The sequence below is a fragment of the Luteimonas sp. TWI662 genome (assembly GCF_039673825.1).
In the GTDB taxonomy this organism is placed as follows: domain Bacteria; phylum Pseudomonadota; class Gammaproteobacteria; order Xanthomonadales; family Xanthomonadaceae; genus Luteimonas.
Window position 1 is genome coordinate 76,332 of record NZ_JBDJMI010000006.1, and the last position, 12,217, is coordinate 88,548.

General features: G+C 67.8%; 13 protein-coding genes and 1 tRNA gene. 1 reads left to right on the plus strand and 13 read right to left on the minus strand.

Going from position 1 to position 12,217, the window contains the following annotated elements:
* Positions 1-6: 6 nt before the first annotated feature.
* The 8 genes from nuoE to tpiA all read right to left on the minus strand — a co-directional run bounded on the left by nuoE (position 7) and on the right by tpiA (position 5,253).
* Positions 7-534: an NADH-quinone oxidoreductase subunit NuoE gene (nuoE, locus tag ABE488_RS06490; RefSeq protein ID WP_346442311.1), complete on the minus strand. Its 528-nt coding sequence runs from the start codon at positions 532-534 to the stop codon at positions 7-9.
* On the minus strand, positions 531-1,847 hold the full coding sequence (locus tag ABE488_RS06495; protein WP_346447550.1) for an NADH-quinone oxidoreductase subunit D: 1,317 nt from the start codon (positions 1,845-1,847) through the stop codon (positions 531-533). Before ABE488_RS06495 ends, nuoE begins: the two co-directional genes overlap by 4 nt.
* The gene (locus ABE488_RS06500; RefSeq protein WP_346442310.1) at positions 1,844-2,617 is read right to left on the minus strand and encodes an NADH-quinone oxidoreductase subunit C; all 774 of its coding nucleotides are present in this window, start codon (positions 2,615-2,617) and stop codon (positions 1,844-1,846) included. The genes ABE488_RS06495 and ABE488_RS06500 overlap by 4 nt, the downstream gene beginning before the upstream one ends.
* Entirely contained in the window at positions 2,610-3,188 is a 579-nt protein-coding gene (locus tag ABE488_RS06505; RefSeq protein WP_183426506.1) for an NADH-quinone oxidoreductase subunit B, read from the minus strand. Before ABE488_RS06505 ends, ABE488_RS06500 begins: the two co-directional genes overlap by 8 nt.
* Complete coding sequence (locus ABE488_RS06510) at positions 3,179-3,535, minus strand: NADH-quinone oxidoreductase subunit A (RefSeq protein WP_183426507.1); 357 nt, start codon at positions 3,533-3,535, stop codon at positions 3,179-3,181. Before ABE488_RS06510 ends, ABE488_RS06505 begins: the two co-directional genes overlap by 10 nt.
* 345 nt (positions 3,536-3,880) lie before the next feature.
* Positions 3,881-3,965: transfer RNA gene (locus ABE488_RS06515), tRNA-Leu, on the minus strand.
* Positions 3,966-4,026: 61 nt separating this feature from the next.
* Positions 4,027-4,461, minus strand: a complete 435-nt coding sequence (gene secG / locus ABE488_RS06520) for a preprotein translocase subunit SecG (RefSeq protein ID WP_346447551.1) — start codon at positions 4,459-4,461, stop codon at positions 4,027-4,029.
* 39 nt (positions 4,462-4,500) lie between these two features.
* Positions 4,501-5,253 carry a triose-phosphate isomerase gene (tpiA, locus tag ABE488_RS06525; protein WP_346442308.1) on the minus strand — a complete coding sequence of 251 codons (753 nt, stop codon included), beginning with the start codon at positions 5,251-5,253 and terminating at the stop codon, positions 4,501-4,503.
* 173 nt (positions 5,254-5,426) lie between these two features.
* Between tpiA and ABE488_RS06530 the strand changes: the two genes are divergently transcribed.
* Positions 5,427-6,140 carry a DUF481 domain-containing protein gene (locus tag ABE488_RS06530; protein WP_346442307.1) on the plus strand — a complete coding sequence of 238 codons (714 nt, stop codon included), beginning with the start codon at positions 5,427-5,429 and terminating at the stop codon, positions 6,138-6,140.
* 676 nt (positions 6,141-6,816) lie between these two features.
* Here ABE488_RS06530 and ABE488_RS06535 read toward each other — a convergent pair.
* The 5 genes from ABE488_RS06535 to trpB form a co-directional block, all read right to left on the minus strand.
* Positions 6,817-7,755, minus strand: coding sequence for a 2-oxoglutarate and iron-dependent oxygenase domain-containing protein (locus tag ABE488_RS06535; RefSeq protein ID WP_346442306.1), 939 nt, complete (start codon positions 7,753-7,755; stop codon positions 6,817-6,819).
* Positions 7,756-7,772: 17 nt separating this feature from the next.
* On the minus strand, positions 7,773-9,122 hold the full coding sequence (glmM, locus tag ABE488_RS06540) for a phosphoglucosamine mutase (RefSeq protein ID WP_346442305.1): 1,350 nt from the start codon (positions 9,120-9,122) through the stop codon (positions 7,773-7,775).
* On the minus strand, positions 9,119-10,000 hold the full coding sequence (accD, locus tag ABE488_RS06545) for an acetyl-CoA carboxylase, carboxyltransferase subunit beta (protein WP_346442304.1): 882 nt from the start codon (positions 9,998-10,000) through the stop codon (positions 9,119-9,121). Before accD ends, glmM begins: the two co-directional genes overlap by 4 nt.
* A 79-nt stretch (positions 10,001-10,079) precedes the next feature.
* Positions 10,080-10,910: a tryptophan synthase subunit alpha gene (trpA, locus tag ABE488_RS06550; RefSeq protein WP_346447552.1), complete on the minus strand. Its 831-nt coding sequence runs from the start codon at positions 10,908-10,910 to the stop codon at positions 10,080-10,082.
* The gene (gene trpB / locus ABE488_RS06555; RefSeq protein ID WP_346447553.1) at positions 10,907-12,124 is read right to left on the minus strand and encodes a tryptophan synthase subunit beta; all 1,218 of its coding nucleotides are present in this window, start codon (positions 12,122-12,124) and stop codon (positions 10,907-10,909) included. Before trpB ends, trpA begins: the two co-directional genes overlap by 4 nt.
* Positions 12,125-12,217 lie beyond the last annotated feature (93 nt).

Below are 12,217 nucleotides of genomic sequence, written 5' to 3' on the forward strand. Positions count from 1 at the left end.
GTTGCCCTACTTCAGACCATCGAGCAGCTCGTCGACCTTCTCGGGCGAGAGCTTCTCGTGGTAGTGACCGTTGATGACCACGACCGGCGCGCCGCAGCACGCGGCGACGCATTCTTCCTCGCGCTTGAGGAAGACGCGGCCGTCGGCCGTGGACTCGCCCAGCTTGCAGCCGAGCTTCTTCTCGGCGTGCGCAACCAGGTCCTCGGCGCCGTTGAGCCAGCAGCTGATGTTGGTGCAGAAGGCGACGTTGTTGCGGCCGACCTTCTCGGTTTCGAACATCGAGTAGAACGTCGCGACTTCGTAGGCCCACACCGGCGGCAGGTCCAGGTACTTGGCGACACCGGCGATGATCTCGTCGGTGAGATAACCGCCATTCTGCTCCTGCGCCGCGAACAGGCCCTGCAGCACCGCCGAACGCTTGCGGTCGGGCGGGAACTTGGTCAACCAGTGGTCGATGTGCGCGCGGGTGTCCTCGCTGAGCACGACCATCGGGTCGACGTTGCGGGCGTTCTCGAAATTTCCGGTCGCCTTCATCGGTCGACTTCTCCGAACACGATGTCGTAGGTGCCGATCATCGCGACGACGTCCGAGAGCATGTGGCCCTTGGTGATCGCGTCCATCGACGAGAGATGCGCAAAGCCGGGCGCGCGCAGATGCACGCGGAACGGCTTGTTCGCGCCGTCGGAGACCAGGTAGCAGCCGAACTCGCCCTTGGGCGCTTCGACCGCGCTGTAGGTCTCGCCCTCGGGCACGCAGTAGCCCTCGGTGAACAGCTTGAAGTGGTGGATCAGCGCTTCCATGTCGTCCTTCATCTCCGCACGGGAGGGAGGCGACACCTTGTAGTTGTCGAGCATGACCGGGCCGGGGTTGGCCTTCAGCCACGCGACGCACTGGGCGATGATCCGTGCCGACTGGCGCATCTCGAAGACGCGGACCAGGTAGCGGTCATAGCAGTCACCGTTGACGCCGACCGCGATATCGAAGTCGACATCGGCATAGCGCGCATACGGCTGGGTCTTGCGCAGATCCCACTCGATGCCCGAACCACGCAGCATCGGGCCGGTCATGCCCCAGGCCATCGCCTGTTCGGGCGGGATGACGCCGATGCCGACGGTGCGCTGCTTCCAGATGCGATTGTCGGTGAGCAGGGTCTCGTACTCGTCGACGCGGCTGGGGAAGTCCTTGGCGAACGCCTCCAGATAGTCGAGCATCGAGCCCTCGCGCCAGGCATTGAAGCGCTTGAGCTTTTCGCCCTTGCGCCAGCGCGATTCCTTGTACTGCGGCATGCGCTCGGGCAAGTCGCGGTAGACACCGCCGGGTCGGTAGTAGGCCGCATGCATGCGCGCGCCCGAGACCGCCTCGTAGACGTCCATCAGCTCCTCGCGCTCGCGGAACGCATAGAGCATCACCGCCATCGCCCCCAGATCGAGCGCGTTGGAGCCGATCCACATCAGGTGATTGAGGATCCGCGTGACCTCGTCGAACAGGGTGCGGATCCACTGCGCGCGCTCGGGCGCCTCGATGCCCATCAGCGTCTCGATGGCGCGCACGTAGGCGTGCTCGTTGCACATCATCGACACGTAGTCGAGGCGGTCCATGTAGCCGATCGACTGGTTGAACGGCTTGGACTCGGCCAGCTTCTCGGTCCCGCGATGCAGCAGGCCGATATGCGGATCGGCGCGCATCACCGTTTCGCCGTCCATTTCCAGGATCAGGCGCAACACGCCATGCGCGGCCGGATGTTGCGGGCCGAAGTTGAACGTGTAGTTGCGGATCTCCTGCTTGAGGACATCCGCGCTCGGCGTGGTGTTCGCCTGGTGCAGGGAGGTAGTCGGCACGGCACTCATTTGGCGTCCTCCGCGCGGCGGGCCATCTGCTCGCCGCTGGCGGTCGCATAGCGGGCATCGTCGCGGATCACGCGCGGCACGCCGACGCGCGGCTCGACCGAGGTCACCGGCTCGTAGACCACGCGCTTGCGCTCGGCGTCGTAACGCACTTCGACGTTGCCGATCAACGGGAAATCCTTGCGGAACGGATGACCGACGAAGCCGTAGTCGGTCAGGATGCGGCGCAGGTCCGGATGGCCTTCGAAAATCACGCCAAACAGATCGAACGCCTCACGCTCGAACCAGTCGGCGACCGGCCATAGCCCGGTCAGCGAGGAGACGACCGGCAGGTCGTCGCTCGGCGCGAAGCAGCGCACCGTCAGGCGGCGGTTGTGGCGGATCGACAGCAACTGCGCGACCACGACGAAGCGACGCTGCGGGACCGGGATCTCGGCGGTCGCATCGGGCTGGCCGACCTGGCGGCTCGGCGCCTCGCCGAAGCGGAAGCGCCCCGGACCACGACCTTCGACGCCGCGGCTGAAGCCCTCGGAGGACACCTCGGTGTCCCACTCATCGCTGCCGTAGCCCAGATAGTCGACGCCGCACAGGTCGATCAGCGACTCGAAGCCGAACTCCTCGCGCAGCACGCGACAGGTGTCGAGCCAGTCGCCGGCGGTGGTGATCGCCACCTCGCCACGCGGCAGCGCGACGGCGACCTCGGCATCTGCAAAGCGGGTGCGCAGGCGCGCGGCGAATGCGCTCGCCGATTCCCGAACAGGTTGGTCACGCATCGCGCAGCCCCGTCTTCTCGTCGCCGAAATTGGTGGCGCGGCGGATCTTCTTCTGCAGCTGCAGGATGCCGTAGACCAGCGCCTCGGCCGTCGGCGGACAGCCCGGCACGTAGACGTCCACGGGCACGATGCGGTCGCAGCCGCGCACCACGGAATAGGAATAGTGGTAGTAACCGCCACCATTGGCGCAGCTGCCCATCGAGATGACCCACTTCGGGTCGGGCATCTGGTCGTAGACCTTGCGCAGTGCCGGCGCCATCTTGTTGACCAGGGTGCCGGCCACGATCATCACGTCGGACTGGCGCGGGCTGGGACGGAACACCACGCCGTAGCGGTCCAGGTCCAGACGCGCCGCGCCGGCGTGCATCATCTCGACCGCGCAGCAGGCCAGGCCGAAGGTCATCGGCCACATCGAGCCGGTCCGCGCCCAGTTGAGCAGCGCGTCGGAGCTGGTCGTGACGAAACCACGCTCGAGCAGCGGATTCTCGCCTTCGGGGCGCAGGATGTCGTCGACCCGGCCTTCCGGCAGCGGGTTGTTCATCAGGCGCGCAACGGTCTGGCTCACTCCCATTCCAGCGCTCCCTTCTTCCACACGTAGATGAAGCCGAGCAGCAGCATGCCGGCGAAGATGCCCATCTCGATCAGGCCGAGCATGCCGAGTTCGCGGAACACGGTGGCCCAGGGCACGATGAAGATGATTTCCAGGTCGAAGACGATGAACTGGATGGCGATCAGGTAGTAGCGCACATCGAACTGCATGCGCGCGTCCTCGAATGCTTCGAATCCGCACTCGTAGGGCGACAGCTTCTCCAGCGACGGGCGCTTGGGCCCGAGCAGGTTGCCAACGACCAGCAAGGCGATGCCGATCCCCGTGGCAACGATCAGGAACAGCAGGGTCGGCAGATATTCGGCCAGCACTGGATTGTTCTCTCGGCTACAGCCGCACGATCGCGGCCTTGGCTCGACGTCGTGACGTCGCACTCACAAGGCGCCTGGGCGCCTCACGCATATCGGGGACCGCCGCCTTGGCGACGCCTCCACCGATCCCCCTAATTGTACCGTTTTCAGAACTGGCGAGTAAACGATTACCCCGGCGGACACAGCATTTCGACCGCCCGCAGCGCGCCGAGCACGGGCCGACCGGACCCACGCCGCAAGATCCCGCCCCAACGACGCCCAAGCGCGCCCGATGCAAACGAAAAACCCCCGCTTTCGCGGGGGCTTTTCGCCGGTGCGACACCGCGTGCCGACGTCCGTACTTCCTGGTGCCCAAGGGGGGACTCGAACCCCCACGACCTAAGCCGCTACCACCTCAAGGTAGTGCGTCTACCAATTCCGCCACCTGGGCAAACCTGAAACTTTCCCGGCGCGATACCGAAGCGCTCGGGAGCCGCGCATTGTAGCGCGAATTATTCCGTCTGGGGAGCCTGCGGCGCAGGGTCCTGCGTCGGCGCCGACGGCACGGTCGCGGCATCGGCCGGCGCCTGCGGGACCGCATCCGAGGCCGCAGGCGCTGCGGGCACGGCGGCATCGCCCTGCGGCGCTGCCGGAACGGCCGGCACCTGCTGCGCGCCCATCACGCCCAGATCCATGTCCAGCGCATTGGGGTTGGCGCGATGCATCGCGTACCAAGCCATGAACAGGGTGATCGAGAAGAACGAGATCGCCAGCCACTTGGTGGCCTTGGACAGGAAGTTCGACGAACCGCGTGCGCCGAAGACCGTGGCCGAGGCGCCGCCGCCAAAGCCCGAACCGGCCGACGCGCCGGCGCCGCGCTGCATCAGGACCAATGCAATCATCGCGATCGCGATGATGACAAACAGAATGTTGAAGACGAACAGCATTGCGTGGGCGCTCGCAGAACGTGTGGTACGAGGGGCCGCTCAGCGCGCGGCTGCAGCGACGATGGCCAGGAAATCGGCGGCCGACAGCGAGGCTCCGCCGATCAACCCGCCGTCGACATCCGGCTGCGCGAACAGCTCGGCCGCGTTGGCGGGCTTGACGCTGCCGCCATACAGGATCGGCAACGAATCGGCGATCTTAGCATCCCGTGCCGCGATTTCGCTACGGATGAAGGCGTGGACGGCCTGGGCCTGGTCCGGGGACGCGGTCCGGCCGGTACCGATCGCCCAGACCGGCTCGTAGGCGACCACCGCGTCGGCGAAGGCGGCCGCGCTGACCAGATCGAGCACCGGGCGCAGCTGGGCGGCGATGGCGTCCTCGGTGAGGCCCGCGTCGCGATGCTGCAGCGATTCGCCGACACACAGGATCGGCCGCAGCCCCGCGTTGACCGCCGCCAGGAACTTGCGCCCCACATGCTCGCTGCTCTCATGGTGGTACTGCCGGCGCTCGGAATGGCCCACCAGCCCGAAGCGCGCGCCGACATCGACGAGCATCGTCGCCGAGACCTCGCCGGTATAGGCGCCTTCCTGGTTGCTGCTGACATCCTGGGCACCGAACGCGACGCCCTGGGCACCGGCGAAGGCTTTGGCCAAATCGCCCAGATAGGGCAATGGCGGCAGGATCACCACCTCGACCCCTGGCGTGGGGGTCGCGGCGATCCGCGACACGAGCGCGCTCGCGAATTCGCGACTGCCATGCAGCTTCCAGTTGCCGGCGACGATGCGTGGACGCATGGGGCGATCCTCATGAATGCGGAACAGGGGATTCTAGGCGCTGGACCCCGCAGGGCATAGCGCAAGCGCCCTGCCGGGCTTCAAAGCGCGTCCTTCACATTGCAGAATACGCACAGCCGGCAGATGCCGGCTTTTTTCGTTCCGCGACACACCTGCGATTACTGGAGTCCTGCATGCGCCCCTACCCCATCCTCACCGCCCTGGCTTGCTGCCTCGCACTCGCCCCCGCCCACCTCCTGGCTGCCGACGGCTGGAGCGGCACCGGCGAACTCGGCGTGGCGATCTCCAAGGGCAATACCGACAGCGAAACCGTCGTCGGCAAGCTCGCGCTCGCCCGCGAGGATGCGCTGTGGAAGCATGCCGTGAACGCCGCATTCCTCTACGGCACCGCCGACGACGTCGAGAATGCGCGCCGTTACGAGTTGTTCGGTTCGTCCGGCTACCGCCTCGGCGAGCGGCACTATCTGTTCGGGTCGGCACGCAACGAACGCGACCATTTCAGCACCAACGAGTACCAGACCACGGTCGCGGGCGGCTACGGTTTCGAGGCGTTCATGGACGAGCGCACCAAACTGGTGTTCGAGATCGGCCCCGGCTACCGCTGGGCCAAGGAGCAGGACGTGCGCGTGCACAACAACGAGGCGATCGTCCGCGGCTTCATGGACTTCAGCCACCAGCTCAACGACAGCACCCGCCTCTACGACATCCTGCTGATCGAATCGGGCAGCGACAACACCTTTGCCCGCAACGAGCTCGGCGTGCAGGTGAAGATGACCGACGCCCTGGCGCTGAAGGCCGGCTTCGAGATCCGCCACAACACCGAGGTCACCGACGACCGCCAGCGCACCGACCGCCTGACGACGGTGAACGTGGTGTACGGGTTCTGAGAGGCTTTTGATGGGTGCAGGGGCGATCCGAAGGGGCAACAACGCCCGAAGAAGGTTCTCCGCCGAGATCAGGGGATCCTACTTCTGCTCGCTCGATCATGGGGCCATCCCCGGAGCGAGCGTCGCGCCGGCCGGGGACTGCTCCCCGGCTCGGTCAGCCCGCTCCGCGGTCCGGCCCGGCGAAGCACGCCGGGCGTTCGTGTGGGCTGCGCGGCATGCCGCGCGAGCAGCCCGCACTCACCCATGGCTGACTCGCCGCCGCGGGCCATCCATGGCCCGCTATCGCAATCCCCGACCAGCACGACGCACTGAGGCCGACAGTGCGCGACTTCTTCCAGCGGGCGACTTCACATCCACCCGAAGTCGGGTTGCAAACGTCTATGGCAGCGGACTGACAGCCGGTGGCCGCGTCGAGCGCGCCATGGAGGGCGCGCGCCCGAGTCAAGGCAGGGCGAGCATGGATGGCCTGCGCGGCACTGCCGCGCATCCATGCGAACGCCACGCGTGCTTCGCGTGGCCGGACCGCGAAGCGGCCTTGACCGAGGGAAGAGCGGCTTCCGGCTGACAGGCCGGTGCCCATCCGAAGTGGACTCTCATCCGCAGTTGAGAGAAGCACCAAAAGAAACGGCGCCCAAAAGCGCCGTTTCAAATCAGCTATAACGCATCGCGAATCTCGTTACTTGAGCTTGATCTCGCGCAGCCGCTCCTCGAGATAGCCCTGGGCGGTGATCGGCTCGGGATAGCGGCTCGGATTGTCGGCGGTGACCGTCGAGGGCAGCACGTCGATCACGAAGTCCGGATTGGGATGCAGGAAGAACGGGACCGAGTAGCGCGGCTGGCGTGCGGCCTCGCCCGGCGGATTGGTCACCCGGTGGGTCGTCGACGGATACACGTGATTGGTCAGGCGCTGCAGCATGTCGCCGATGTTGACCACGATGGTGTCGGCGTCCGAAGTGAACGGCACCCACTCGCCCTCGCGCGAACGCACTTCCAGCCCGGCAGCACTGGCACCGACCAGCAGCGTGATCAGGTTGATGTCCTCGTGCGCGCCGGCGCGCACATTCGGGATGTCATCGGCGGTGATCGGCGGATAGTGGATCGGGCGCAGGATCGAGTTGCCGAAGTCGGTCTTGTCGGCGAACCAGTCCTCGGGCAGGCCGATGTGCAGCGCCAGCGCCGACAACACCCGCGCGCCCAGCGCGTCGAGCGCCTGGTACAGCCCGTAACCGTGCTCGCGGAAGCCCGGCACCTGGGATGGCCACAGGTTGGGCGGCATCACGTCGCGATACTTCGAATCGTCGGGAATCTCGCGGCCGATGTGCCAAAACTCCTTGAGATCGAAGTGCTTCGCGCCCTTGGCGGTCTCCACACCGAAAGCGGTATAGCCCCGCGCGCCGCCGCCGCCGGGCACGTGGTACTGCAGCTTGGTCGCCTCGGGCAGCGCGAAGAACGCCTTGAAGACATCGTAGGCGGCATCGATCTGCGGCTGCGCAATGCCGTGACCCTTGATGCCCGCAAAGCCCCACTGCCGGTAGGCGGCGCCGAGTTCGGCGACGAAGGCGTCTCGGTCTGTGTCGAAGCGTCGGATGTCGAGGGTCGGAATGCGGGCGGTCATGACAGGGTCTCCAGGCATCAGGCAGCGGCCGCGCGCACGGCGTCGGCCAGTCGATCGAGTGTGGTTTGCATCAACGCGGCATCGTCGGCCTCAACGGTCACGCGCACGACCGGCTCGGTGCCCGACGGCCGCAGGAACGCGCGGCCGCGGCCCTCGACCGCCGTCTGCGCCTGCACCAGTGCAGCCTGCACCGACGGCGCCTGGGCCGGCTTCGCATCGCCCGTATAGCGGACGTTGACGGTGCGCTGCGGCACCTTGACCAGGCCGTGCAGCGCCTGTTGCAGCGAAACGCCACGACGGCGCAGCACTTCGAGCACCTGCAGCGCACTGATGATGCCGTCGCCGGTGCTGGCGCGATCCAGGCACAGCAGGTGACCGGAGGTCTCGCCGCCGAGCACGCCGTCGTGTTCGATCAGCGCCTGGTGTACGTAGCGATCGCCGACCTTGGCGCGCAGGAAGCCGATTCCGGCCTCGCCGAACGCGCGCTCCAGGCCATAGTTGCTCATCAGCGTGCCGACGACCGGCCCTTGCAGGCGGCCCTGCTGCTGCCAGTCGCCGGCCAGCACGTACAGCAGGTCGTCGCCGTCGCGCACGGTGCCGTTGCTGTCGACGAACAGCACGCGGTCGCCATCGCCGTCGAAGGCGATGCCGAGGTTCGCACCGCTGTGGCTGACGCGTGCGGCCAGGCCTTCGGGATGGGTCGAACCGACGCCGTCGTTGATGTTGACGCCATTGGGCTCGGCGCCGATCACCTCGACCTGGGCGCCGAGTTCGCGCAGCACGATCGGCCCGACCTGGTAAGTCGCGCCGTTGGCGCAGTCGACGACGATGCGCATGCCATCGAGGTCGAAACCGCGCGGCACCGAGGCCTTGCAGGCCTCGACATAGCGGCCGACCGCATCGCGCGTGCGCACCGCCTTGCCCAGCCGCTCCGACGCCACGGTGCGGAATGGCTGGTCGAGCGCGGCCTCGATCGCCAGTTCGGTGGCATCGTCGAGTTTCTCGCCCTGCGCGCTGAAGAACTTGATGCCGTTGTCGTGGTGCGGGTTGTGCGAGGCGGAGATCACGATGCCGCCGTCGGCGCCGAGCGAGCGCGTGAGGTGCGCGACCGCAGGCGTGGGCATCGGACCCATCAGCTGCACATCGACGCCGGCTGCGACCAGGCCGGCCTCGAGCGCGGCCTCGAACATGTAGTTGGAGATCCGCGTGTCCTTGCCGATCACCACTTGCGGGCGCCGCCAGTCGGCGCCGCGCGCGCGCAGCGAATGGCCGTAGGCATTGCCCAGGCGCAGCACGAAATCGGCCGAGATCGAGCCTTCGCCCACCCGGCCGCGGATGCCGTCTGTGCCGAAGTATCTGCGGCTCACGCGGCGGCCTCGACTGGCGCGTCCTGCCGGGTCAGCAGCGCCAGCAGGTGTGCGATGCGCGGACGCAGTTCGCGGCGGTCGCAGATCTGGTCGATCGCGCCGTGCTCGAGCAGGAACTCGCTGCGCTGGAACCCCTCGGGCAGGGTCTCGCGCACGGTCTGCTCGATCACGCGCGGACCGGCGAAACCGATCAGCGCCTCGGGCTCGGCCATGTTGATGTCGCCGAGCATCGCGAACGACGCCGAGGCACCGCCGAAAGTCGGATTGGTCAACACCGAGATATACGGCAGGCCGGCGTCGCGCAAGCGGCCGAGGGCGGCCGAGGTCTTGGCCATCTGCATCAGCGAGAACATGCTCTCCTGCATGCGCATGCCGCCGCTGGCGGCGAAGCTCACGAACGGGGTACCGGCGGCCAGCGCCTGTTCGGCGGCGCGCGCGAACTTCTCGCCGCCGACCGAGCCCATCGAGCCGCCCATGTAGGCGAAGTCCATTGCGCTGGCAACGATCGGGCGCTGCAGCAGCGTGCCTTGCATCGCAACCAGGGTGTCGCGCTCGCCGGTCGAGCGCTGCGCGGCCTTGATGCGGTCCGAATACTTCTTCTGGTCCTTGAACTTCAGGATGTCGGTCGGGCCGAGATCGGCCGCGATCTCCTGCGTGCTGCCCGGATCCAGGAACGCCTTCAGGCGCGCGCGTGCGCGGATCGGGCGGTGGAAACCGCACTTGGGGCAGACCTCGAGGTTCTCTTCGAGTTCGGGGCCGTAGAGCACGGCGCTGCAGCGCTCGCACTTCTCCCACAGGCCCTCGGGGACGCTGCGCTTGCGGACCGCGGCGGCATCGGTGCGGATGCGCGGCGGCATGATCTTCTGCAACCAGGACATGGCTCGTGTACTCCCGCCGGCCCGTACGGGGCCGCGAAGCGCGGAAGTGTAACCGACGGCCGGGGCCGGGCCGCGCCGTTCAGGCAGCGTCGAGCGCGGCCCGCAACGGCGCCAGGAACGCCCCGGCGCGACGCGCGGCCTCGCCCGGATCGGCGGCCTCGGCAATCTCGGCGACCAGGGCGCTGCCCACGACCACGCCATCGGCGTCGGCCGCCATCGCCGCGGCCCCGGCGGCATCGCGGATACCGAACCCGGCGACGACCGGCGCGTGGCTGGCCCGGCGCAGGGCCTGCAACCGGGTCGAGGCCTGCGTCGGATCGAGCCGGTCGGACGCACCAGTGACCCCGGCGAAGCTGACGTAGTACAGGTAGCCCTGCGCCTGGGCGCACAGGCTCTCGATGCGGGCGGCATCGGTCGTCGGCGAGGCCAGCAGGATCAGCGCCAGCCCTTGGACATCGAAGGCGGCGCGGTACTCGCCGGCCTCCTCCGGGGGCAGGTCCACCAGCAGCACGCCGTCGACGCCGGCATCGCGCGCCTGCGCAGCGAAGGCCACCGGGCCGCGGATGTCGACCGGATTGAGATAGCCCATCAGCACGACCGGCGTGGCGACATCCTTCGCCCGGAACGCACGTACCGCATCGAGCACCCAGGCCATGCCCGCGCCACGCTGGAGTGCGCGTTCGGAACTGCGCTGGATCGTCGGGCCGTCGGCCATCGGGTCGGAGAACGGCACGCCCAGTTCCAGGATGTCCGCGCCCGCGTCGACCAGCGCATGCATCACAGGCACCGTCGCCTCCAGCGACGGATCGCCGGCGGTGACAAACGGGATCAGAGCCTTGCGGCCGCTGGCGCGCAACGCGGCGAAGCAGGCGTCGAGGCGGGACGTGCGAGATCCGGTGGCCGCGCTCACAGCGTGAACCCCTCGCGCCCGGCGATCGTGTGCACGTCCTTGTCGCCGCGGCCCGACAGGTTCGCGAGAACGATCGCGTCCTTGGGCAGTTCGCGCGCGAGCTTGATCGCCTGGGCGATCGCATGGCTGGATTCGAGTGCAGCGAGGATGCCCTCGGTCCGGGCGAGCTGGTGGAACGCGGCCAACGCTTCGTCGTCGGTGACGCCGACGTACTGCGCGCGGCCGGCGTCGGCCAGGAACGCATGCTCGGGGCCGACGCCCGGGTAGTCGAGGCCGGCCGAGACCGAGTGGGTCTCGGTGATCTGGCCGTCGTCGTCGCAGATCACATAGGTTCGGTTGCCGTGCAGCACACCCGGCCGGCCGGCCGCGATCGAGGCGGCGTGGCGCCCGGTCGCGATGCCGTCGCCAGCAGCCTCGGCCCCGACGATGCGCACACCCCGGTCGTTGAGGAAGGCATGGAACAGGCCGATCGCGTTGCTGCCGCCGCCCACGCACGCAGTGATCGCGTCGGGCAGCCGCCCGTACTCGGCGAGCATCTGCGCGCGCGCCTCGCGGCCGACGATGGCATTGAAGTCGCGCACCATGCGCGGGTACGGGTCGGGACCGGCGACGGTGCCGATGATGTAGAAGGTGTCGGCGATGTTCGTGACCCAGTCGCGCATGGCCTCGTTGAGCGCGTCCTTGAGCGTCGCCGAGCCCGAGGTCACCGGCACCACCTGCGCGCCGAGCAGGCGCATGCGGTAGACGTTGATCTTCTGCCGCTCGATGTCGGTCGCGCCCATGTAGACCACGCATTCAAGCCCGAGGCGCGCGGCGACAGTCGCCGAGGCCACGCCGTGCTGGCCGGCGCCGGTCTCGGCGATGATCCGGGTCTTGCCCATGCGGCTGGCGAGCAGCGCCTGGCCGATGGTGTTGTTGATCTTGTGCGCACCAGTGTGGTTGAGGTCCTCGCGCTTGAGCAGGATGCGCGCTCCGCCGACCGCGTCGCTGAGCCGCTGCGCGTGATAGATCGGACTGGGCCGACCGACGTAATGCGCGAGGTCAGCGTCGAACGCCTGCTGGAAAGCGGGATCGACCTTCGCGGCATCGTAGGCGGCCGCAAGCTCGGCGACCGGCCCGACCAGCGTCTCGGCGATGAAGCGGCCCCCGTAGCGACCGAAGTGGCCGGCGGCATCGGGATAGGCGTGGAAATCGGTGATCGGAGCGTTGGACATCGAACAGACACGGCGGAGATGATGGCTTGCACTCTAGCGCACACGTCCAGGCCCAGGAACCGATAAGATCTGACCATTCCGTCAGGAAATCTC

Bases quoted from the DNA above. Each gene is read 5' to 3' on its own strand.
- nuoE (WP_346442311.1), bottom strand. From the start codon at position 534: ATGAAGGCGACCGGAAATTTCGAGAACGCCCGCAACGTCGACCCGATG.
- ABE488_RS06495 (WP_346447550.1), bottom strand. From the start codon at position 1,847: ATGAGTGCCGTGCCGACTACCTCCCTGCACCAGGCGAACACCACGCCG.
- ABE488_RS06500 (WP_346442310.1), bottom strand. From the start codon at position 2,617: ATGCGTGACCAACCTGTTCGGGAATCGGCGAGCGCATTCGCCGCGCGC.
- ABE488_RS06505 (WP_183426506.1), bottom strand. From the start codon at position 3,188: ATGGGAGTGAGCCAGACCGTTGCGCGCCTGATGAACAACCCGCTGCCG.
- secG (WP_346447551.1), bottom strand. From the start codon at position 4,461: ATGCTGTTCGTCTTCAACATTCTGTTTGTCATCATCGCGATCGCGATG.
- tpiA (WP_346442308.1), bottom strand. From the start codon at position 5,253: ATGCGTCCACGCATCGTCGCCGGCAACTGGAAGCTGCATGGCAGTCGC.
- ABE488_RS06530 (WP_346442307.1), top strand. From the start codon at position 5,427: ATGCGCCCCTACCCCATCCTCACCGCCCTGGCTTGCTGCCTCGCACTC.
- ABE488_RS06535 (WP_346442306.1), bottom strand. From the start codon at position 7,755: ATGACCGCCCGCATTCCGACCCTCGACATCCGACGCTTCGACACAGAC.
- accD (WP_346442304.1), bottom strand. From the start codon at position 10,000: ATGTCCTGGTTGCAGAAGATCATGCCGCCGCGCATCCGCACCGATGCC.
- trpB (WP_346447553.1), bottom strand. From the start codon at position 12,124: ATGTCCAACGCTCCGATCACCGATTTCCACGCCTATCCCGATGCCGCC.